The organism is Pseudomonas sp. No.117 (genome assembly GCF_054558395.1).
Genome location: NZ_BAAJNP010000001.1, coordinates 482,952 through 503,556, shown reverse-complemented (window position 1 = coordinate 503,556; position 20,605 = coordinate 482,952). Strand labels below are relative to the sequence as shown.

At 67.9% G+C, this 20,605-nt stretch carries 18 protein-coding genes; 6 read left to right on the top strand and 12 right to left on the bottom strand.

Annotation, left to right across the window (positions count from 1 at the left end):
• Window positions 1-13 precede the first annotated feature (13 nt).
• Both betC and ACYJP6_RS02345 read right to left on the bottom strand, forming a co-directional pair.
• Window positions 14-1,522, bottom strand: a complete 1,509-nt coding sequence (betC, locus tag ACYJP6_RS02350; protein WP_459473040.1) for a choline-sulfatase — start codon at window positions 1,520-1,522, stop codon at window positions 14-16.
• Window positions 1,523-1,641: 119 nt separating this feature from the next.
• On the bottom strand, window positions 1,642-3,282 hold the full coding sequence (locus tag ACYJP6_RS02345; RefSeq protein WP_459473039.1) for a methyl-accepting chemotaxis protein: 1,641 nt from the start codon (window positions 3,280-3,282) through the stop codon (window positions 1,642-1,644).
• A 164-nt stretch (window positions 3,283-3,446) separates the two neighbouring features.
• Here ACYJP6_RS02345 and ACYJP6_RS02340 point away from each other — a divergent pair, with 164 nt between their 5' ends.
• Entirely contained in the window at window positions 3,447-4,382 is a 936-nt protein-coding gene (locus ACYJP6_RS02340) for a choline sulfate utilization transcriptional regulator (RefSeq protein WP_459473037.1), read from the top strand.
• A 9-nt stretch (window positions 4,383-4,391) separates the two neighbouring features.
• On the opposite strand, the gene gloA2 is transcribed toward ACYJP6_RS02340, so the two are convergent.
• Together gloA2 and ACYJP6_RS02330 are read right to left on the bottom strand one after the other, a co-directional pair.
• The gene (gene gloA2, locus ACYJP6_RS02335) at window positions 4,392-4,781 is read right to left on the bottom strand and encodes an SMU1112c/YaeR family gloxylase I-like metalloprotein (RefSeq protein WP_459473035.1); all 390 of its coding nucleotides are present in this window, start codon (window positions 4,779-4,781) and stop codon (window positions 4,392-4,394) included.
• Window positions 4,782-4,938: 157 nt separating this feature from the next.
• Window positions 4,939-6,105 carry a lactonase family protein gene (locus tag ACYJP6_RS02330; RefSeq protein ID WP_459473034.1) on the bottom strand — a complete coding sequence of 389 codons (1,167 nt, stop codon included), beginning with the start codon at window positions 6,103-6,105 and terminating at the stop codon, window positions 4,939-4,941.
• Window positions 6,106-6,242: 137 nt separating this feature from the next.
• On the opposite strand from ACYJP6_RS02330, the gene ACYJP6_RS02325 reads away from it, so the two are divergent.
• Window positions 6,243-7,259, top strand: coding sequence for a zinc-dependent alcohol dehydrogenase family protein (locus ACYJP6_RS02325; RefSeq protein ID WP_459473032.1), 1,017 nt, complete (start codon window positions 6,243-6,245; stop codon window positions 7,257-7,259).
• On the opposite strand, the gene ACYJP6_RS02320 is transcribed toward ACYJP6_RS02325, so the two are convergent.
• The 3 genes from ACYJP6_RS02320 to prlC all read right to left on the bottom strand — a co-directional run bounded on the left by ACYJP6_RS02320 (window position 7,256) and on the right by prlC (window position 10,441).
• On the bottom strand, window positions 7,256-7,720 hold the full coding sequence (locus ACYJP6_RS02320; RefSeq protein ID WP_459473030.1) for an anti-virulence regulator CigR family protein: 465 nt from the start codon (window positions 7,718-7,720) through the stop codon (window positions 7,256-7,258). The genes ACYJP6_RS02325 and ACYJP6_RS02320 overlap by 4 nt on opposite strands.
• 349 nt (window positions 7,721-8,069) lie before the next feature.
• The gene (locus tag ACYJP6_RS02315; protein ID WP_459473029.1) at window positions 8,070-8,348 is read right to left on the bottom strand and encodes a YheV family putative zinc ribbon protein; all 279 of its coding nucleotides are present in this window, start codon (window positions 8,346-8,348) and stop codon (window positions 8,070-8,072) included.
• A complete protein-coding gene (prlC, locus tag ACYJP6_RS02310; RefSeq protein ID WP_459473028.1) occupies window positions 8,345-10,441 on the bottom strand; it encodes an oligopeptidase A in 2,097 nt (698 codons plus the stop codon). Before prlC ends, ACYJP6_RS02315 begins: the two co-directional genes overlap by 4 nt.
• A 44-nt stretch (window positions 10,442-10,485) precedes the next feature.
• Here prlC and ACYJP6_RS02305 point away from each other — a divergent pair, with 44 nt between their 5' ends.
• Window positions 10,486-11,037, top strand: coding sequence for a gamma carbonic anhydrase family protein (locus ACYJP6_RS02305; RefSeq protein ID WP_459473026.1), 552 nt, complete (start codon window positions 10,486-10,488; stop codon window positions 11,035-11,037).
• 388 nt (window positions 11,038-11,425) lie between these two features.
• On the opposite strand, the gene ACYJP6_RS02300 is transcribed toward ACYJP6_RS02305, so the two are convergent.
• Window positions 11,426-11,776: a MerR family transcriptional regulator gene (locus tag ACYJP6_RS02300; protein WP_459473024.1), complete on the bottom strand. Its 351-nt coding sequence runs from the start codon at window positions 11,774-11,776 to the stop codon at window positions 11,426-11,428.
• 70 nt (window positions 11,777-11,846) lie between these two features.
• Between ACYJP6_RS02300 and ACYJP6_RS02295 the strand changes: the two genes are divergently transcribed.
• Entirely contained in the window at window positions 11,847-12,272 is a 426-nt protein-coding gene (locus ACYJP6_RS02295) for a hypothetical protein (RefSeq protein WP_459473023.1), read from the top strand.
• A 197-nt stretch (window positions 12,273-12,469) separates the two neighbouring features.
• On the opposite strand, the gene aroE is transcribed toward ACYJP6_RS02295, so the two are convergent.
• Together aroE and hemF are read right to left on the bottom strand one after the other, a co-directional pair.
• On the bottom strand, window positions 12,470-13,285 hold the full coding sequence (gene aroE, locus ACYJP6_RS02290; protein ID WP_459473021.1) for a shikimate dehydrogenase: 816 nt from the start codon (window positions 13,283-13,285) through the stop codon (window positions 12,470-12,472).
• A gap of 4 nt (window positions 13,286-13,289) precedes the next feature.
• Window positions 13,290-14,219 carry an oxygen-dependent coproporphyrinogen oxidase gene (gene hemF / locus ACYJP6_RS02285; protein ID WP_459473019.1) on the bottom strand — a complete coding sequence of 310 codons (930 nt, stop codon included), beginning with the start codon at window positions 14,217-14,219 and terminating at the stop codon, window positions 13,290-13,292.
• Between the two features lie 117 nt (window positions 14,220-14,336).
• Here hemF and ACYJP6_RS02280 point away from each other — a divergent pair, with 117 nt between their 5' ends.
• Together ACYJP6_RS02280 and ACYJP6_RS02275 are read left to right on the top strand one after the other, a co-directional pair.
• A complete protein-coding gene (locus tag ACYJP6_RS02280; RefSeq protein WP_459473017.1) occupies window positions 14,337-15,314 on the top strand; it encodes an NADPH:quinone reductase in 978 nt (325 codons plus the stop codon).
• 159 nt (window positions 15,315-15,473) lie between these two features.
• Window positions 15,474-18,860 (top strand): PAS domain S-box protein, encoded by a 3,387-nt coding sequence (locus ACYJP6_RS02275; protein WP_459473015.1) that lies wholly within the window; start codon window positions 15,474-15,476, stop codon window positions 18,858-18,860.
• Window positions 18,861-18,862: 2 nt separating this feature from the next.
• Here ACYJP6_RS02275 and ACYJP6_RS02270 read toward each other — a convergent pair whose 3' ends face one another.
• Together ACYJP6_RS02270 and dprA are read right to left on the bottom strand one after the other, a co-directional pair.
• Window positions 18,863-19,417: an L-threonylcarbamoyladenylate synthase gene (locus ACYJP6_RS02270; RefSeq protein WP_145008253.1), complete on the bottom strand. Its 555-nt coding sequence runs from the start codon at window positions 19,415-19,417 to the stop codon at window positions 18,863-18,865.
• 64 nt (window positions 19,418-19,481) lie between these two features.
• Entirely contained in the window at window positions 19,482-20,567 is a 1,086-nt protein-coding gene (gene dprA, locus ACYJP6_RS02265; protein ID WP_459473013.1) for a DNA-processing protein DprA, read from the bottom strand.
• Window positions 20,568-20,605 lie beyond the last annotated feature (38 nt).

Genomic DNA, 20,605 nt, shown 5'->3' with positions numbered 1-20,605 from the left:
CGTGTTCCTTGGTTCAGGGTTGAGGGAAGCGGGCGCGGCGTTCCAGGTCGTCGAGGTCTATATGGTTGCGCATGTATTGCTGGCTGGCGTCGACGAAGGGCTGGTGATCCCAGCTGGTCCGCTCGCCCTGCGCCAGCGCCGCGGCGACGAAGCGCCGCCGCCGCTGGCTGGCCAGGACCTCGCCGTGCAGGCGCTCGAGGTCCCAGCGCTGGCGCACCTCCGCCTGGAAGGTGGCGAGCAGCTCGGCATAGTCGGCGCTGGCGGCCAGGTTCTCGCGCTCCAGCGGATCGTTCTGCACATCGAACAGCAGCGGCGGATCCAGCTCGCAGTGGATGTACTTGTAGGGACCGCGGCGGATCATCAGCAGCGGGCTGACGGTGCCCTCGGCCAGGTATTCGCCGATGACCTCGTCGTGCCCCTGCCCTCCCTCCAGGTGCGCCAGCAGGGAGCGCCCGTCCAGCGGCAGCTCCGCGGGCAGGCTGCCGCCGGCCAGCTCGACGAAGGTCGGCAGCAGATCCATAGTCGACACCGAGGCCTTGACCCGCGCCGGGGCGAAATGCGCGGGCGCATGGATCAGCAGCGGGACGCGGGCGGCCATCTCGAACCAGTGCATCTTGTACCAGAGTCCGCGCTCGCCGAGCATGTCGCCGTGGTCGCCGGAGAAGACGATCACCGTGTCCTCGGCGAGGCCGCAGTCTTCCAGGGTCTTGAGCAGCTGGCCGATCTGGGCGTCGACGTAGCTGCAGGCGCCGTAGTAGGCCTGGCGGGCATCGCGGATCTTGGCCGCGGGCAGCGGCTTGTCCCAGAGATCGATCACCTTGAGCAGGCGCTGGCTGTGGGGATCCTGCTCGGCCTGGGGGATGGTGGCATCGGGCAGGGGAATGTCGGTCTCGTCATACAGGTCCCAGAATTCCCGGGGGATGGTGTAGGGATCGTGGGGATGGGTCAGGGACACGGTCAGGCAGAAGGGCTTGGCGTCGCCGCGCCGCACATGGTCGTAGAGGTACTGGCGCGCCTTGAAGACCACCTCCTCGTCGAAGTCCAGCTGGTTGGTACGCACGCACGGCCCGGCCTGCAGCACCGAGGACATGTTGTGGTACCAGCTCGGCCGCACCTCGGGTTCATCCCAGTTCACCGCCCAGCCGTAGTCGGCCGGATAGATGTCGCTGGTCAGGCGCTCTTCGTAGCCATGCAGCTGGTCCGGGCCACAGAAGTGCATCTTGCCCGACAGCGCCGTGCGATAGCCGAGGCGGCGCAGATGATGGGCATAGGTGGGGATGTCGGCGGCGAAATCGGCGGCGTTGTCGTAGGCGCCGATCTTCGACGGCAGCTGGCCACTCACCAGGGTGAAGCGCGACGGCGCGCACAGCGGGCTGTTGCAATAGGCCGAGTCGAACACCACGGCCTGTTCAGCCAGGCGTTGCAGGTTCGGCAGCTTGATCGGCGAGGCGGCGTCGTACAGCGGCAGGATGGGCGCCGCCATCTGGTCGGCCATGAGGAAGAGAATGTTGGGCTGCTGCACGAGGGTCTCCTGCCGGGATCAAGTTGACTTATGGGTCCCATGATCGGTAGGAGCTATGACGCGGTAAAGGTCAGCCATGCTGATGCCTCGGATAAGCCAGGCTTATCCGAGGCCGGCCCTCACAGCTGGAAGCGGGCGACCAGCTGGTTGAAGGAGGTGGCCAGGCGCGAGAGGTCCTGACTGGACGCGCTGGTCTGGTTGGCACCGGCGGCGGTCTGGGTCGAGAGATCCTGGATGTTGCTCAGGTTGCGATCCACCTCGCGGGCTACCTGGGCCTGCTCTTCCGCGGCGCTGGCGATCACCAGGTTGCGCTCATTGATGCTGGCCACCGCCTCGGTGATGCGTGCCAGCGCCTGATCGGCGGCCTGGGCGCGCTCCTGGGTGGCCTGGGCCCGGCCCTGGCTGCTGTCCATGGCGCGCACCGCCTGGTCGGCGGTCTGCTGCACGGTGCCGATGATGCCTTCGATCTCGCCGGTGGAGGTCTGGGTCCGGGCGGCCAGGGCGCGGACCTCGTCGGCCACCACGGCGAAGCCGCGGCCCTGCTCGCCGGCGCGGGCCGCTTCGATGGCCGCATTGAGCGCCAGCAGGTTGGTCTGCTCGGCGATGCTGCGGATCACGTCGACCACCTTGCTGATGTCCCTTACCTGGTCGGCCAGCTGCTGCACGGTCTGACTGGAGCTGCCCAGTTCCGCGGTCATCGCGTCGATGGCACCCACCGCCTGCTGTACCTCGCGGCGGCCGGCCTCGGCTTCCTCGGTGGTGGCGTGGGAAGCGGCGGAGGTGGACGCGGCGTTGCGCGCCACTTCCTCGACGGCGCTGGTCATCTGGTTCACTGCGGTAGCCGCCTGCTGGATCTCGTCGTTCTGCCGCACCAGGCCGCGCGAACTCTCGTCGGTCACCGCGGTGAGCTCTTCGGCCGCCGAGGCCAGCTGATCGGAGGCCCCGGCGATTTCCTGCAGGGTATCCTTGAGGTTGCGCTGCATGCCCGCCAGGGCGTCGAGCAGTTGGCCCGGTTCGTCGCGGCGCTGGTTGACCAGGGTCTGGGTCAGGTCACCCGCGGCGATGCGGCGGGCGCTGGCCACGGCCTGGCCAATGGGACCGGTGATGGAGCGGGTGATGAGGATGCCCAGGGCGATGGCCACCACGAAGGCGACCACGATGCCGGAATAGAGCATGAAGTTCGCCTGGTAGGCACTGACGTCGGCTGCCTGGGCCCCTTCGCTGATCTGGCGGTTGTTGGAATCCACCATGATCTTGAGTTCATCCAGAACCCGCTGGTAATTGGTCTGGACCTCGCCATTGAGGAGTTCGTTGACGTGGGCCATGTCGCCCTGCTGCAGGAGCGCCAGGGCCCGCTGGATGCTGGCCTGGTACAGCGGCCAGTCCTTTTCCATCTGATCACCGGCCAGCCGCTCGTCGTCTTCCAGCGGCGTGGCACGGTAGGTGGCGAAGGCCTTCTCGCTGGCCAACTGGTTGGCCTGCATGCGCTCGCGCGCCTGGGCCTGCTGGTTGGCATCGGCACCCACCGCGGCCAGGGACACCAGCCGATAGAGGTCACGATTCTGGGCCACCGCATAGGTGGTGGCAGCATTGGTATTGCTTACCGAGACCAGGTTGTTGGAAAAGGTCAGCTTCAGGCTGTCGGCCAGGGTAGAAACGCCCTGGACACCGAGAAAACCGACGACCAGGGTGATGCAGGCACAGGCAACGAAGGCGGTCAGCAACTTGACCGCCAGACTGGCATTGGCGAATCCATTCATAGCAAGCTCCTGAAATGGATAAGAAAGTAAGGAAAAGGGATCAGCAGCGGATGCTAGAGCGGTTTTATGTGAACTGGTTCACTATTTTTTGTAACAGCTAGCGATGGCTAACGCCTCGATTACCTTTTTCTATCGGCAGCTGATCGAGGATATTTAGGCCGCCCATGACTAACCCTTCGCTGGATAGCCTGCGGATCTTCGCGACCGTGGCCCGCCACCTGAGCTTCACCCTGGCCGCGGTGGAGCTGGGTACCACCCAGCCGGCGGTGAGCCAGCAGATCAAGCGGCTGGAGGCCCAGCTGGATACGCGGCTGTTCGACCGTATCCATCGCGGCATCGCCTTGACCGCGGCCGGCCAGTTGCTCCAGCAGCATGTCGAGGCGGGGCTGGCCAGCATCGATGAGGGCTTGCGCGCCATCACCGCACAGCCTGCCCATGAGGTGCTGCAGGTCGCCACCGACTTCGCCTTCGCGGCTTACTGGCTGCTGCCGCGGCTGCCGCGCTTCCATGCGCGCCATCCCCAGCTCGACGTCAGCCTGATCACCAGTGATCGGCTACCCGTGCTGGGGGCGGAAGTGGATGTGGCCCTGACCTTCGGCGATGGCCGCTTCAAGCACGGCGAGGCCTGGCCGCTGTTTCGCGAGGAGGTCTTTCCGGTGTGCAGTCCGCGGCTGCTGGCGGATCGTTCGGTACCCCTGAGCCACACCCAGCTGGCGCACTGGCCGCTGCTGCACCTGAAGGCCGCGCCCAACAGTCGCTGGTACGACTGGCCAGCCCTGCTGGCGGCGCTCGACTGTCCTGCGCCGGCCAGCAACCAGAACGGCGCCGTGCTCAGCTTCGACAACTACACCCTGGTGATCCAGGCGGCCATCGCCGGCCAGGGCGTGGCCATCGGCTGGCGACACCTGGTCGATGATCTGCTGGCCCAGGACCTGCTGTGCCGGCCGTGCCCGGGCTCGGCGACCTCGGGCTACGGCTATTACGCGGTGTTGCCGCAGCGCAAGCGGCGGCAACGGCTGCTGCAGCCCTTCCTCGACTGGCTGCTGGAAGAGCTGGCAGCGCCGCGCGAGTCCCTGGCCGGGGTACGGCTGGCGACCTGAGCGCAGCGCTCAACGCTCGTAGACTTCCAGCGGCAGATCGTCAGGATCGGCGAAGAAGGTGAATCTCTTGCCGGTCAGCTCGTCGGTGCGGATCGGCTCGGTGACCACCCCATGCCTCTGCAGGTGAGCGACGCAGGCGTCCAGGTCGGCCACGGCGAAGGCCAGGTGGCGCAGGCCCTGGGCCTCCGGGCGCGACGGCCGTGGCGGCGCGTCGGGGAAGGAAAACAACTCCAGCTGGGCGTGCTCGCCCACCGCCAGGTCCAGCTTCCAGGAGCGCCGGGCTTCGCGGTAGGTCTCGGCGATCACCGGCAGGCCGAGGATCTCGGTATAGAAATGCCGGGAGCGTTCATAGTCGGCGCAGATCAGCGCCACGTGGTGCAGACGGTCGAAGAGGGTCATAGGAAGCTGTTCACGATCTCGCGAGCTAGAGCCGAACAGGGCCTCGGGCCCTGCAAAAACACCTGAAAAAGCGCGGTTTACGCGCTGAATGTGCATGACGACCGGCCCGCCGATCCAGGGCGTTGCTGACGCAGGGTGGCCGATCGTGAACAGCTTCTCAGGGTACCGCGACGAATTTGAGGTCAGCCGGCGCGCCCACGTCCAGGCTCTGCAGTTCGTCGCCGAGCTTGCCGCTGTCGGGATCCCGGGCGAAGACCTTGAGCTGGTTGGATTTCTGGTTGGCGACCAGCAGGAAGCGGCCGGACGGATCGATGGCGAACTCCCGCGGCGACAGGCCATTCACCGGATGCCGCTCGACGAAGGTCAGGGTGCCATCGGCGTTCACCGCGAACACCGCCAGCTGGTTGTCGGTGCCACGGCTGGCGACGTAGAGGAAACGGCCATCACCGGACAGGTGCAGCGCCCCGGCGTCACGCTCGCCGGCGAATTCCTGGGGCGTCAGGCTGTAGCTCTGCAACTGGCGCAGCATGCCGTCCTGGTGGGCGAAGGCCATCACCTGGCCGACCAGCTCCAGGGTCAGGTAGGCGTAGCGGCCATCGGCGCTGAACACCAGGTGGCGCGGGCCGCTGCCTTCCGGCACCGGGACGAAGGGGGTCTCCGCCGCCACCAGCGGACGCTCCGGCTGTTGCGGCAGGTAGCGATAGACGAACACCTTGTCGGCCCCCAGATCCGGGGCGAAGACGAAGCGTCCATCGGGGGTGGTGACCGCGGCATGCACATGGCTCGACTGCTGGCGGGCGTGCTGTTCGCTGGGCTGGTGGAATTCGATCTGCGCCACCGGGCTGAGCACCCCGCCGTCCTGGATCGGCAGCACCGCCAGGGAGCCTTCCGGCAGGCTGGAGTAGTTGGCCACGAACAGGTACTTGCCGTCGGTGCTCAGGCTGGAATGAGTCGGCTCGTCACCCAGGCTCTTCACCTGGCTAATCTGCTGCAGCCGGCCATTGCCCGGCTCGAAACGATAGGAGGTGACGCGGCCGATGGTGTCGCCGGTCGAGCCGCGACCGTTCTCGTTGACCGCGAACAGGGTGCGGCCATCGCGGGACAGGGTCAGGAAGGACGGATTGGAGGCCTTGAGAATGCGCAGCGGGCCGTCGATCTGGCCGTTGCGGCTGTTGAAGCGATAGACGTACAGCCCCTGGCTGCTGCCCGAGGTGTAGCTGCCGACCAGCAGGTTGAACAGACCGGGTTCGGCACGGGCGGCGGCGCCGTACCCCAGGAGCAGGGCGAACAGAGCCAGCGGCAGCAGACGGGGCAGAGCTCTCATGGAAAATCCTTGGCGAGCGATTGGCGTTGAGACCGATGGAAGGCGGTCCGGTTTCGTGTCCGCCGGGGAGCACGGCGGGACGCGCGCGGTCGCTATTCTACTGAAAACTGGACTGGCACTGTGCCAGGGAGGTTGCCATGCGTGTCTACATCCTGTCCCGCCCCACCGGCCCCGATGGGCTCGTGCAGGTCGAACGGCCCATTCCAGAGCCTGCCCGCGGCCAGGTGCTGGTACGCATGAAGGCGGCCTCGCTCAACTACCGCGATCTGCTGGTCGCCGAGGGGCGCTATGGTCGCGGTGAGCTGCCGCGGGACCTGGTACCGCTCTCCGACGGTGCCGGCGAGGTGGTCGCGGTCGGCGAGGCGGTGACCCGGGTGGCGGTCGGTGACCGGGTCGCCGGTCTCTTCATGCAGGGCTGGCTGGCCGGCGCCCTGGCGCCCGAATACGCCGGGACCGCCCTGGGCGGAGTACTGGATGGCGTGCTGGCCGACTACGTGCTGTTCGATCAGCAGGGCCTGGTGCGGCTGCCCGAGCACCTGAGCTACGTCCAGGGCGCCACCCTGCCGTGCGCCGCCGTCACCGCCTGGCATGCACTCTTCGCCAGCGCGCGGCCGCTCACCGCTGGCCAGCAGGTACTGCTGCTGGGCACCGGCGGGGTGTCCATGTTCGCCCTGCAGTTCGCTCGCGCCGCCGGCGCCCAGGTGATCCTCACCTCGTCCAGCGATGCCAAGCTGGCCCGGGCGCAGGCCGTGGGCGCCCACGCCACCATCAACTACCGCACCCATCCCGAGTGGCAGGACGAGGTGCTCAGGCTGACCGGTGGGCTGGGGGTCGACCATGTGGTCGAGGTCGGCGGCGCCGGTACCCTGCAACGCTCGGTGCGCGCCACCCGGCCAGGGGGCGCGGTCCATCTGATCGGCGTGCTCAGTACTGGCGACTTCAATCCCATCGCGGTGATGCAGCGCGGCCTGGTCCTGGATGGCATCTTCGTCGGCTCGCGGGAAATGTTCGAGGCGATGAATCGGCTGCTCGCCACGCAACGCCTCGAACCCCTCGTCGATCGAATCTTCGCCTTCGACGAGGCCGCGGCGGCCTATCGCTATCTCGCCGCCCAGCAACACCTTGGCAAGGTGGTGATCAGCCTGGAGGACTAGTCCAGCACGCCCTGCAGGATGGCATAGACCAAGCCAGTGCCGACGGCGATCAGCACCACGTCGGTACCCAGCTGCCGCCACTGGTAGCCGGGATATTCCGGTAGTTGCTGGACGATGCCGGGCGGCAGGGGCCTGCCGTAACCCGCTGGCAGCGGACGCCCGCGTTCCAGGCGCAGCCCCGGCGGCAGGGCCTCACCGCGGCCGATCTGGCCACGCAGGGCCTGGATGCGCTCGCGAGCCGGGCCCAGATCCGGCGGACCGCCCGCACCCGGTCGGGCATCCGCGCGACCTGGCCCACGCGGGTCGTGACCGGGCCCCTTGCCCTGGGGACCACCCGGCCCCTGCCAGGCCGGCCCTCGCGGGCCATGATCCTCGGGACCACCAGGGCCCTGGTCCGGCGGCGCAGCCAGGGCCAGGTTGCCGATCAGACAAAGCGCCACGGCGAGGGGGCGGGTGCGCATGGGGTTCTCCTCATGAGGGACTTCCGGGTCGATTATTCCCTTGGAGTCTGGATAGAGCGAAAAGACTTCCACCTGACTGAGGATTTACCTCTGTGGATAAATCCGGGATAAAAGCGGTATAAATCAGTGCAGAGCCGCCAGGCCTCTTCAGACTCCGAATAAAAATCCTTTATTTTCAACAAATTAAAAAGATGATCGGCTGGCTATCGAATCCAGATTTTGTGGATAACACTTTAGACCCCCCGGCCCGCCAGTCCTGTTTGGCAGCTCATCGAGGGTGAAATTTACCTACCCATGACAAAGCGCCCGCGCCCGGTGGATAACCCGGCGCGGGCGCTTGGACGACCGCTTACTCCTGATCCGGCTTCTTCAGCTTGGGATTGGGAAAGAACTGCACCGGCTGCACCTTGGGATCGGGCTTCTTCGGCTTGAGCGCACTGATGTTGACCCGCGTGGGCAATTCCTTGGGGACCGAATTGCCGCGTTCGTCCAGGGTGTCGCTGTAGCCGCAGGAGACGCATTCGCGATGGGGCGTGCCGGCCTCGGTCCACATCTTCAGGGTGTCCTGCGCCTGGCACGCCGGGCACACGGCGCCGGCGATGAACCTCTTGCGGATCGGCTCGCTCACGCCGCCTCCTCGCTCAGCCCGGAATGGCGGAGCAGGGCATCGATGCTGGGCTCGCGCCCGCGGAAGTCGACGAACAGCACCATCGGCGCCTGGGAACCGCCGCGGGCCAGGATGGCTTCACGGAAGGCCCGTCCGGTCTCGGCGTTGAAGACACCTTCTTCCTCGAACTTGGCGAAGGCATCGGCGGACAGTACCTCGGCCCACTTGTAGCTGTAGTAGCCCGCGGCGTAACCGCCGGCGAAGATGTGCGCGAAGCTGTTGGGGAAGCGATTGTAGGCCGGCGGACGCACCACCGAGATCTCGTCGCGGATGCCTTCCAGCACCTCGCGCACGCTGCGGCCATCGCCATGGCTGGCATGCAGCTCGAAGTCGAACAGCGAGAATTCCAGCTGGCGCAGCATCATCAGGCCGGACTGGAAGTTCTTCGCCGCCAGCATCTTGTCCAGCAGCTCCTGGGGCAGCGGTTCGCCGGTCTCGTAGTGACCGGAGATCAGCGCCAGGCCCTCGGGCTCCCAGCACCAGTTCTCCATGAACTGGCTGGGCAGCTCCACCGCATCCCAGGCCACGCCGTTGATGCCGGAGACGCTGGCATGCTCGACGCGGGTCAGCAGGTGGTGCAGGCCGTGGCCGAATTCGTGGAAGAGGGTGGTCACCTCGTCATGGGTGAGCAGCGCCGGCTTGCCGGGGCTGGCCGGGGTGAAGTTACACACCAGGTAGGCCACCGGATCGATCAGCCGACCCTGGGCATCGCGGCGCTTGTCACGGGCGCCGTCCATCCAGGCACCGCCACGCTTGTTGGCGCGGGCATAGAGATCGAAATAGAAGCGGCCGATGGAGGTGCCGTTTTCCTTGATTTCGAACAGGCGCACGTCCGGATGCCACTTTTCGAAGTCGCGCAACTCGGCGATCTCGATGCCATAGAGCTTCTGCACCGTGGCGAACAGGCCGGACAGCACCTTGTCCACCGGGAACCAGGCACGCACCTCTTCCTGGGACAGCGCATAGCGCTGCTGACGCAGCTTCTCGGCAAAGTAGCCGGTGTCCCAGCTCTGCAGATCCGCCACGCCCTGTTCGGCGGCGAAGGCGCGCAACTCATCCAGATCGCGCTGGGCGAAGGGCTTGGAGCGCACGGCGAGGTCGCGCAGGAAGCCCAGCACCTGGTCGCTGCTCTCGGCCATCTTGGTGGCCAGCGACAATTCGGCGTAGTTGGCGTAGCCCAGCAGGCGCGCCAGCTCCTGGCGCAGGTCGAGCAACTCTTCCATCACCGGGCCGTTGTCGAACTGGCCGGCATTGGGGCCTTGCTCGGAAGCACGGGTGGCATAGGCGGCGTAGACCTCTTCGCGCAGGGCGCGGTCATCGGCGTAGGTCATCACCGCGTAGTAGCTGGGGAATTCCAGGGTCACCAGCCAGCCGTCCAGCTCCTTGGCCTGGGCGGCGGCGGCCAGTTGCGCCTTGGCCGATTCGGGCAGGCCGGCCAGGGCCGCTTCGTCGGTAAGGTGCTTGGTCCAGGCTTGCGTCGCATCGAGCAGCTGGTTGGAGAACTTGCTGCCCAGCTCGGACTTGCGCGCCTGGATGGCGGCATAGCGCTGCTGCTCGGCCGGCGGCAGGTCGATGCCGGACAGGCGGAAGTCGCGCAGGGCGTGTTCCAGGGTGGTCTTCTGACCGACGTCGAAGCCCTTGGCTTCTTCGCTCTCGGCCAGGCGGCTGTAGGCCTGGAACAGGTCCTTGTTCTGGCCGATCTCAGTGGAATAGGCCGACAGCTTGGGCAGGCAGGCCTCGTAAGCGGCGCGTAGCTCGGCGCTGTTGCAGACGGCGTTGAGGTGGCCGATGGGGCTCCAGGCCTGGCCCAGGCGATCGTTCAGCTCGTCCATCGCCAGCACCAGTCCGGCCCAGGTGGGCTGTTCCTTCTGGGTCTCGAGCAGCTTGGCCAGGGCCGCGCGGTTCTCGGCGAGGATGGTGTCGATGGCCGGCTCGACGTGCTCGGGCTTGATGGCGGAAAAGGGCGGCAGGTCGTAGGACTGAAGCAGCGGATTGCTGGCGCTCACGGCGTTCCCCTCGGGGCGATGGCTTTGACAGGTATATATGGAGCCCATCCTAATAGGTCTCAAGACCCTTCCGACGAGAAAAGGTATCTATCGTGACCATAAGGACCTTCCAGGGTAAGACCCCGCAACTGGGCGCAGGCGCCTTCGTCGATGCCACGGCCGTGGTGATCGGCGACGTGACCCTCGGCGCCGACAGCTCGGTCTGGCCGTTGACGGTGATCCGCGGCGACATGCATCTCATCCAGATCGGCGCCCGCACCAGCATCCAGGACGGCAGCGTGCTGCACATCACCCACGCCAGCGCCTTCAATCCGGACGGCTATCCCTTGTTGATCGGCAACGACGTCACCGTCGGCCACCAGGTGACCCTGCACGGCTGCAGCATTGGCGACCGGGTGCTGGTGGGCATGGGCAGCATCGTCATGGACGGCGCCGTGGTGGAAGACGACGTGGTGATCGGCGCCGGCAGCTTGGTGCCCCCAGGCAAGCGGCTGGAAAGCGGCCACCTCTACGTCGGTCGCCCGGTGAAGCAAGTACGGCCATTGGAGGAAAAGGAACGGGCCTTCTTCACCTACAGCGCCGGCAACTACGTGAAGCTCAAGGACCAGCACCTGGCGGAGGGCTATGGGGAGGAGGGGGCTTAGCGTTTGATCGCGGCCATGGCGGTTGCCGATGCGGCCGCTCCTGCGGGTGTGACGCTGTGCTGTCTCATCGCGGCCATGGGCCGCTCCTACGGGGATATACAGCTTCTGTAGGAGCGGTCGCTACGGCGCACCGGTATGGCCGCGATTGACCGTAGGTTGGGTTGAGCGCAGCGAAGCCCAACAGCGTCGCGAACCTAGTGCCGTAGCGTGGAAAACGGCGCAGCCTTTTCCACTCGAGACTTCGGGACGCGAGGCTCGCCCTCACCCCAACCCTCTCCCCGGGGGAGAGGGGGCTATCAGCACGAGTGGTCATCCCCCGCATCTCCAGTCCGATCACGATCAGCCGTTATAACCCAGCCCCAGGAGCGGTCGCGTCGGCCGCGATCTGCTACCCCCGCAGCGGACAGGTCTCCCCCAGCCTTGCCTGGAGCACCCCACGCAACGCCTGCAATTCGTCGATGCGCGCCTCTATGACGCCAAGCTTGTCGCGCAGTAGCTCTCGCAGGTAGGCGTCCGGGTCGGACGCGTGCTCGACCTCGTGCAGGTTGGCAGCGATCTCCTGCAAGCTGAAGCCCAGCCGCTGGGCGGTGCGGATGTAGCCCAGCCATTCCACGGCCTCGGGTGGATAGTCGCGATAGCCGTTGGCCCGCCGCCGCGCCTGGAGCAGTCCCTGGCGCTCGTAGAATCTCAGGGTGTCGCGGCTCAGGCCGGTGGCCTGGGCGAGGGTGCCGATACGCATCCGTTCTCCTTGACCCTGGACCTTACTCCAGGGTCGACACTGGGCTTCCCTCATTCAAGGAAGTCCGTCCATGTGGAAGCTTGCGCCCTATCTGCAGCTGGTCCGGGCCAGCGCCCTCTATGATCTGCTGGTCACCGCGCCCTTCGCCACCCCCTGGAGTCTCGCCTGGCTGTTGCGCCAGCTCGACGCCCTCGGCCAGGCGCTGGGACTCGCACCGCTGCCCGTGTTCCCCCCGGAAGCCCTGTTGCTGGGCAATCTGCTGGGTTCCGTGGTGTGCGTCTGGTCGGTGCTCCGCCTGGCCAGGCCTTCGCTGCTGCTGGGGCGCCACGATGCCGTCGCCAGGGGCCTGTTCGCCCTGTGGATGACTTGGGCGCTGTACCAGGGCGCCAGTCCCTTGCTGGCGGCCTTCCTCGTAGTCGAAATCGGCTTCGGCATCGCCCAGGCGTGGCCCGTCTCTCCGACTTCGCGCAGAAGCCAGCCCCAGTTGGCGGGCTGACCGCGGTCCGTTGGGCTCCGGCGATGGAGCCGCCTCAACCCAACCTACAAGTGATCGCCATGGCTGTCCGCCGATGCGGCCGCTCCTACGGAATACACAGCCTCTGTAGGAGCGGCCCATGGCCGCGATAGCAGCTCACGGCCGCAAACGACCGTAGGTTGGCGCTGAGCGCAGCGAAGCCCAACAGCGTCGAGGGCCTACCCCAACTGCCGCCGCAACTCGGCCAGCACCGGCGCGCTGTCCGGACGCACCCCACGCCAGAGTTCGAAGGCCTCGGCCGCCTGTTCCACCAGCATCCCCAGGCCATCGAGGCTATGGAAGGCACCTTCGTCCAGGGCCCAGCGGTTGAAGGGGGTGAGATCCTTGCCGTACATCATGTCGTAGGTCACCGTCTGCGGACCTATCACCGCCTCCGACAGCGGCGGGCGACCGCCGCCGAGACTGGCCGAGGTGCCGTTGATGATGACGTCGAAGGGCGCTCTCAGGGTGGAGAAGGCCGCCACCTCGATCGTCCCCAGTTCGGCGAACTCCCGCGCCAGTTGCACCGCCTTGAGTTCGGTACGGTTGGCCAGCACCAGCTGGCCGGGGTTGCAGGCCAGCAGCGGCTCCAGCACGCCACGCACGGCGCCGCCGGCGCCCAGCACCAGGACGCGCTGACCGGCCAGCTGCAGACCGGCGTTGACCGTGAGATCCCGCACCAGGCCGGCGCCGTCGGTGTTGTCGCCGAGCAGGCGGCCGTTGGCCTGGCGCTTCAAGGTATTCACCGCCCCGGCACGGCGCGCGCGCGGGGTGAGTTCATCGCACAGCTGGTAGGCCTCTTCCTTGAAGGGCACCGTGACGTTGGCGCCCAGGCCGCTTTGGAAGAAGCTGCGCGCGCTTTCGCTGAAGCCGTCCAGCGGTGCCAGCAGCGGACCGTAGTGCAGGCGCTGGCCGGTCTGGTCGGCGAACAGGCTGTGGATCAGCGGCGACTTGCTGTGGGCGATGGGGTTGCCGAAGACGGCATAGCGATCCATGGGGCTATCCTGCGGACGAGGGTTCGAGCGCGAGCCAGTCGCGGTCGGTGAGGAAGAAATCGGTCAGCCGCGCCTCGGGCGAACCCGGTTCGGGTTTCCAGTCGTAGCCCCAGCGCACCTGCGGCGGCAGCGACATGAGGATGGACTCGGTGCGCCCGCCGGATTGCAGGCCGAACAGGGTACCGCGGTCATAGACCAGGTTGAATTCGACGTAGCGGCCGCGGCGATAGGCCTGAAATTCCCGCTCGGCTTCGCTGTATGGCTGATGACGCCGGCGCTGGACGATGGGCAGGTAGGCCTCGACGAAGGCATCGCCGATGGCGCGCTGGAAGGCGAAGCAGGTATCGAAGTCCCAGTCGTTCAGGTCATCGAAGAACAGCCCGCCGATGCCGCGCGGCTCGCCACGGTGCTTGAGGTGGAAATAGCGATCGCACCAGGCCTTGTAGCGCGGATAGACGTCGGCGCCGAAGGGCGCGCAGGCGTCATGGCAGACCTGGTGCCAGTGCACGCAGTCGGCCTCGTTGCCGTAGTAGGGGGTCAGGTCCAGGCCGCCGCCGAACCACCAGACCGGCGCCTCGCCGGGCTTCTCGGCGAGGAAGAAGCGCACATTGGCGTGGGCGGTGGGGATGTGCGGATTGCGCGGATGCATGACCAGCGAGACGCCCATGGCTTCGAAACTGCGTCCGGCCAGTTCCGGCCGATGGGCGCTGGCCGAGGGCGGCAGGCTGTCGCCATGGACGTGGGAGAAATTCACGCCGCCCTTTTCCAGCACGGCGCCCTCGGCGATCACCCGGGTACGGCCACCGCCGCCGGTCGGCCGGGTCCAGGCGTCTTCGACGAAATGCGCCGCGCCATCCTCGGCTTCCAGTGCGGCGCAGATGCGCTCCTGCAGAGCGAGCAGATAGGCCTTGACGGCCTCCAGGGAGGGATTCATCGCAAGGATTTCCACAACAGGCGGGGAGGGGGAGAGCATAACACTCGCATCCGACCGGTTGACGTGGCCCGCGGTTGCGGCTTGGATGGAGGATCACGCCAACAAGGAACCGACAAGATGGCCCAGCGCATCCAGTTCAGCCGCACCGGTGGTCCCGACGTACTCGAACTCGTGGATTTCGAACCCGCCGCCCCCGGTCCCGACGAGGTGCGGGTGCGCAACCATGCCATCGGCCTCAATTTCATCGAGACCTACTACCGCAGCGGCCTCTATCCACCGCCGTCGCTGCCGTCGGGCCTGGGCACCGAGGGTGCCGGGGTGGTGGAGGCGGTGGGCAGCGGCGTGCAGCGCTTCAAGGCGGGCGATCGGGTGGCCTATGCCACCGGTCCGCTGGGCGCCTATGGCGAGGTCCATGTCCTGCCCGAGCGCCACCTGGTCCACCTGCCGGAAGCGGTGTCCTTCGAGCAGGGCGCCGCGGTCATGCTCAAGGGGCTGACCGTGCAGTACCTCTTGCGCCAGACCTATCCGCTGCAGGCCGGCGATACCGTGCTGTTCCATGCCGCCGCGGGCGGGGTCGGCTCCCTGGCCTGCCAGTGGGCCAAGGCCCTGGGCGTACGCCTGATCGGCACCGCCGGCTCGCCGGAAAAGCTGGAGAAGGCCAAGGCACTGGGCGCCTGGGCGGTGATCGACTATCGAAAGGAAGACGTCCCGGCGCGGGTGCGCGAATTGACCGACGGCGCCAAGGTACCGGTGGTCTACGACGGTGTCGGTAAGGACACCTGGGAGATGTCGCTGGACTGCCTGGCCCCGCGCGGTCTCATGGTCAGCTTCGGCAACGCCTCGGGCGCGGTCACCGGGGTCAACCTGGGCATCCTCTCGCAAAAGGGCTCGCTCTACGTGACCCGCCCGACCCTGGCCACCTACGCCGCCTCGCCCGAGGCGCTGCAGGACATGGCCGATCAATTGTTCGAGCTGATCACCGATGGCCGCATCCAGGTGGACATCGGGCGGCGCTATCCGCTGGCCGAGGTGCAGGAGGCGCATCGGGCGCTATCAGGTCGTGAGACCAGCGGCTCGACCATCCTGCTGCCCTGAGGGACGACCTCTGGGCCGCCGCTTCGGCGAAATCGTGACGGCCATTAAGTTTCCTCAAGCAAGGCGGCACGACGAGGGTAAACGCCGGTCTATCTCGGACAGTCGAGTCCTCACGGACCCGGCGCCCTTCCAAGAATCGGCCGGATCGCTGCCCTCGCCATGCCTATCTCCAGCCCCCTCGCCAGCCTGCTCGACACCGCCACCCACACGGCGTTGATCACCCTGACCGCCGATGGGCGGATCGGGCAGTGGTGTCCGGCCGTCGCCCGGCTGCTCGGCTGGACGGCGCAGGACCGGCTCGGCGAGTCCATCGTCGGCCTGCTGGTACCCGAGCCTCCCGCCGACCAGTGGCTGGCCGCGCTGGAACGCTGCCAGACCCAGGGTCTGCGCCACCGCGATGGCCAGGTGGTGCGTCTCGACCTGCATCTGGTCCCCCTACGCCGGGGCGAAGTCGCGGTGGGCTGGCTGCTGCACGTCTGGCAGGCGCCCGCGACCCGGACGCGCTTTGCCGCTCGGCGCAGCGCCGAGCGGGACCTGCCCCAGCGCCTGCAGGCGCTGGGCGAATGGTCACGCCGGCTGAACGGCACGACCGACCTGGGCGCCTTGCGCCTGTGCGCCACCCAGGCCCTGCGCGATCTCGCCAACGATCCCCAGGCGCGGGTGCTGGGGGCTACGGACGGCGGCGACCCGGCCGCCGATTCGTCACTCATCCCGCTGGGCCCGCCGGCCCAGCCCCTGGGCTATCTGCAGCTGAGCGCGCCGGCCGGCGATGCCGATACCCGCCTGCTGCTGGAGCCCTTGGCCCTGCTGCTCGGCACGTTGCTGGAACGCCAGCGCCAGCGCGATCAGCTGCAGCACCTCGAACAGCGCCTGTCGCTGGAGCAGGGCCTGCTGGCCAGCGTGCTGCAACAGGCGCCGCTGGGGATCTCCATCACCGAAGCGGGCAGCGAGAAGGCGGTGATGCTCAATGACCGCGTCGATGTCCTCCTGGGCAGGTGCCCGGAAGGGGAGACCCTGGACGAGCGCTACCAGGCCATCGGCGCCCTGCACGCCAACGGCCAGCCCTATGCGGTGGACGACTATCCCACGGTACGGGTGCTGCGCAGCGGCCAGGCGGTGGCTCCCGAGTTGATGCGCTACCGTCGTCCCGACGGCAGCATTCGGCTGCTGGAGGTGTCCAGCGCGCCGGTGCGCTCCTCCCATGGCGAAGTCATCGCCTCGGTCACCCTGTTCGATGACGTCCAGCAACGGGTAGACGCCGAGAATGCCCTGCGCGAGCACAGCGCGCGCCTGGCCAGCCTGATCAACCAGGCCGCGGTAGGCATCTGCCAGACCGACGCCTGCGGCCGTATCCTGCTCGCCAATCGGCGCTACTGCGAGCTGCTCGGCCGCAACGAGGTCGGGGTGCTGGAGCAGAGTCTGCAGGCCCAGACCCATGCCGACGACCGAGCCGCGCTGGAACGCAGCCTGGCGACCCTGCGCGACCGGGGTGACAGCTTCAAGCTGGACCAGCGCTTCCTGCGGCCCGACGGTTCGGTGGTCTGGGTCAGCCTGCACGGTTCACCACTGCAGTCGGAGCTCGGCCAGGAACTCTCGGTGAGCCTGGTGGTGGTCGACCTCACCCAGCGCAAGCAGGCCGAGGCGGCGCTGCACCTGTCCAACCAGCGTTTTCGTAATGCCGTGGAAGCGGTCCAGGGGGTAGTCTGGACCACCAACGCCCAGGGTCATCTGTTGGGCGAACAGCCCGCCTGGAGCGCCCTGACCGGCCAGAGCTACGCCCAGTACCAGCGGGAAGGCTGGGCCGACGCCCTGCATCCCGAGGATGCGTCGCGATCCCTGCGCCGCTGGCGCCTTGCCGTGCAGCAACAGGTGAATTTCCACGACGAGCATCGGCTGCGCTGCCGCGACGGCCAGTGGCGCACCTTCAGCGTGCGCGCCCTGCCGATCCGCGAGAACGGCGTGGTCTGCGAATGGGTCGGGGTCCACACCGACGTCAGCGAGATCCGCATGGCCGAACATCGCCTGCGGCGCCTGGCCGAGCTGCTCGAACAGCGCGTCCACGAACGCACCGTCGAACGCGACCGCATGTGGCGGGTGGCCGACGACCTGCTCGGGGTGATCCAGGGCCAACGCTGGCTCAGTCGCAACCCGGCCTGGAGCCGCACCCTGGGCTGGGACGACGAGGAATTGCGCCATCAGCCGCCCACCTCGCTGGAACACCCCGAGGATCCCCCGGTATTCCCGCGCCTGGCCGCGCTGCGCCATGGGGAAGTGCTCAGCGACCTGCCCGGTCGCCTGCGTACCCGCGGCGGCCAGTGGCGCCACATGATGTGGAAGGCCACCGCCGATCACGATGGCCGCATCTATGTGTTCGGCCGCGACATCACCGTCGAGCACGACGCCGCCCTGGCCCTGCAGAATGCCGAGGCGGCGCTGCGCCAGGCGCAGAAGATGGAAGCCATCGGCCACCTCACCGGCGGCATCGCCCATGACTTCAACAACCTGCTCACCGGTATCAGCGGCTCGCTGGAATTGCTCCGCCGGCGCCTCGACCAGGGCCGCCATGACAACCTGCAACGCTACCTGGACACCGCCGAGCAGTCCGCTACCCGCGCCGCCGCCCTGACCCATCGGCTGCTGGCCTTCGCCCGCCGGCAGACCCTGGACCCGCGCCCGGTGGACGTGAACGACCTGATCCTGTCGCTGGAAGAACTGTTCCAGCGCACCCTCGGCGAGCGGATCACCCTGCGCAGTCGTCTCAGCCACCAGCTACCGCCGGCCCGCACCGACACCAACCAGCTGGAGAATGCCCTGCTGAACCTGGTGATCAACGCCCGCGACGCCATGCCCGACGGTGGCCGCCTGACCCTGGAAACCGCCCTCGATCGCCTCACCGACCTGGCCGCCGAGCACGAATTGCCGCCCGGCGACTACGTTCGCCTGACCATCGCCGATACCGGCAGCGGCATGCCGGCCGAGGTGGTGGACCGCGCCTTCGATCCCTTCTTCACCACCAAGCCCATCGGCCAGGGCACCGGCCTGGGCCTGTCCATGCTCTATGGCTTCATCAAGCAATCCGGCGGCCATGTCACCCTGGAAAGCGCACCGGGCATGGGGACCAGGGTCAGCCTGTGGCTGCCCTGTGCCCAGCCCGAGACGCCGGCCGCGGCCACGGAGCCCCAGGCGGCCATCGCCCAGAGCCGCGGCGAACGGCTGCTGCTGGTGGAGGATGATGTCTCGGTACGGTTGCTGCTGCGCGAGATGCTCACCGAGCTGGGCTATCGCGTGCGCACGGCCGCCAGCGCCTCGGCGGCGCTGACCCTGGTCGAGGGTGACCAATCCTGTGATCTGCTGATCACCGACCTCGGCCTGCCGGATCTCGATGGCGCCGAGCTGGCCGAACGCCTGCGCGAGCGCTGGCCGGGGCTACCGGTGCTGTTCGTCAGCGGCCACGTCGAGCGCCCGACGCCCAATGGCGAGCCCTCGCTGGCCAAGCCGTTCCAGATCGATGCCCTGGCGCGGCAACTGCGCCTGTTACTCGACTGAGATCAGGGACGAAAGACCTTGCCGGTCACCAGGTCGCGGATCACGCTGGGATTCTTGCGACCGCCCAGTTCGCCGGTGAGGATGCCGTCCAGGCCGCCCGGGAAGTATTGCTGGACCCTCAGCCGCGTCCGCGCGGCCGGACGGCCGGCCGGGTTGGCCGAGGTGGAGATCAGCGGGCCGGTGAGGGCGCAGAGTTCGCCCACCAGCGGATGCTCGGACACCCGCAGCGCCACGGTGGCGTGGGCACCGGTGACCCAGCCGGGCAGGCGGTTGTGGTGGGGCACCAGCCAGGTGTTCGGGCCTGGCCAGGTGCTGGCCAGCTTGGCCAGGGCCTCTTCCGGCAGGTCGTGGAGCAGGAAGTCGAACTGGCGAATGTTGTCGGCGACCAGGATCAGGCCCTTTTCCATGGGCCGCCGCTTGAGCGTCAGCAGGCGATAGACCGCGGCCTGGTCCCAGGGATCGCAGCCCAGGCCCCAGACGGCCTCGGTGGGATAGGCCAGCACGCCCCCCTCGCGTACGATCCGCGCCGCCTGTCGCACCTGCCAGCTGTTGTGCATCGCCTTGCCTCCGGTAAATCCCTGAAGTCTACCCGAGCCCGTGGCCGATGCCAGTCGTCCGCTCCTAGCCGAGACGACTCCAGCTGCCCTGCCGTGCGGCCACCCGGCCCTCCAGCTCCAGATCGGTCAGACGCGCCAGCACCGCGGGCAGTGGCTGGCCGCTGAGCCGGGCCAATTCCTCGCTGTTGAGCGGGCCGGCAGCCAGATGCCGCAACAGGGGATCTTCCTCCACGGGTGCGAGGGCTGGCGTCGCCGGTAGGCTACGCCAGCCCTGCAGGGCCTCGAGGATGTGCTCCACGCTTTCCACCAGCTGGGCGCCCTCGCGGATCAGCTGGTGGCAACCCCGGGCACCCGGATGATGGATGGAGCCGGGAAGGGCGAACACCTCGCGGCCCTGTTCGGCGGCCAGCCGGGCGGTGATCAGCGAACCGCTGGACGGACTGGCCTCCACCACCAGGGTACCCAGGCTGAGGCCGCTGATGATCCGGTTGCGCCGGGGGAAGTTGGCCGCCTGGGGCGTGCAGTCCAGCGGCAACTCCGAGACCAGCGCCCCGCCTTCGGCCAGCAGCCGCCGGGCCAGGCCCAGGTGTCGCCGGGGATAGAGGTGCAGCAAGCCGGTGCCCAGCACGGCGACCGTGCCGCCGCCGGCATCCAGCGCGCCCTGGTGCGCCGCACCATCGATACCCAGCGCCAGGCCGCTGGTCACGCAGAAGCCGGCCGCCGCCAGGCTATGGGCGAAGCGCCGGGCATTGTCCAGGCCCTGGGCGCTGGCCTGGCGGCTGCCGACCAGGGCCAGCTGGGGCCGCTCGAGCAACTCGGCCCGGCCTTCGACGAAGAGCAGCGGGGGCGGATCGGCGATCTCGGCGAGCAGGGCTGGATAGCGGTCGTCACCCAGGCAGAGCAGCTGGCGCTCGGGCCCGTCCAGCCAGGCCAGGGCGCAGGCGGCGCGCTCGCGGGTCTCGGCGCTGCGCCGGGCATCGGCGGCCACCGCCGGCAGCCGGAGGGCGCGCCAGGCCGCAGCGGGCGCACTCAGCGCCGCGGCGGCACTACCAAAGGCATCCAGCAGCAGGCGCTGGCGTTGGCCGCCGATTTCCGGCAGGGCATGCAGGCGGAGCCGAGCTTCCTGCTCGGCGGGAGAGAGGCTGGCCATGACGGTCGTCCTTGCGCGTGGCCGGTCGCCGTCCTGGC

Excerpts from the sequence above, each read along its gene's own strand:
- hemF (WP_459473019.1), bottom strand. The coding sequence starts at position 14,219 with ATGAATCCCTCCCTGGAGGCCGTCAAGGCCTATCTGCTCGCTCTGCAG.
- ACYJP6_RS02280 (WP_459473017.1), top strand. The coding sequence starts at position 14,337 with ATGGCCCAGCGCATCCAGTTCAGCCGCACCGGTGGTCCCGACGTACTC.
- ACYJP6_RS02330 (WP_459473034.1), bottom strand. The coding sequence starts at position 6,105 with ATGAGAGCTCTGCCCCGTCTGCTGCCGCTGGCTCTGTTCGCCCTGCTC.
- dprA (WP_459473013.1), bottom strand. The coding sequence starts at position 20,567 with ATGGCCAGCCTCTCTCCCGCCGAGCAGGAAGCTCGGCTCCGCCTGCAT.
- ACYJP6_RS02275 (WP_459473015.1), top strand. The coding sequence starts at position 15,474 with ATGCCTATCTCCAGCCCCCTCGCCAGCCTGCTCGACACCGCCACCCAC.
- ACYJP6_RS02340 (WP_459473037.1), top strand. The coding sequence starts at position 3,447 with ATGACTAACCCTTCGCTGGATAGCCTGCGGATCTTCGCGACCGTGGCC.
- ACYJP6_RS02300 (WP_459473024.1), bottom strand. The coding sequence starts at position 11,776 with ATGCGTATCGGCACCCTCGCCCAGGCCACCGGCCTGAGCCGCGACACC.
- ACYJP6_RS02295 (WP_459473023.1), top strand. The coding sequence starts at position 11,847 with ATGTGGAAGCTTGCGCCCTATCTGCAGCTGGTCCGGGCCAGCGCCCTC.
- ACYJP6_RS02270 (WP_145008253.1), bottom strand. The coding sequence starts at position 19,417 with ATGCACAACAGCTGGCAGGTGCGACAGGCGGCGCGGATCGTACGCGAG.
- gloA2 (WP_459473035.1), bottom strand. The coding sequence starts at position 4,781 with ATGACCCTCTTCGACCGTCTGCACCACGTGGCGCTGATCTGCGCCGAC.
- ACYJP6_RS02325 (WP_459473032.1), top strand. The coding sequence starts at position 6,243 with ATGCGTGTCTACATCCTGTCCCGCCCCACCGGCCCCGATGGGCTCGTG.
- ACYJP6_RS02320 (WP_459473030.1), bottom strand. The coding sequence starts at position 7,720 with ATGCGCACCCGCCCCCTCGCCGTGGCGCTTTGTCTGATCGGCAACCTG.
- prlC (WP_459473028.1), bottom strand. The coding sequence starts at position 10,441 with ATGGGCTCCATATATACCTGTCAAAGCCATCGCCCCGAGGGGAACGCC.
- aroE (WP_459473021.1), bottom strand. The coding sequence starts at position 13,285 with ATGGATCGCTATGCCGTCTTCGGCAACCCCATCGCCCACAGCAAGTCG.
- ACYJP6_RS02345 (WP_459473039.1), bottom strand. The coding sequence starts at position 3,282 with ATGAATGGATTCGCCAATGCCAGTCTGGCGGTCAAGTTGCTGACCGCC.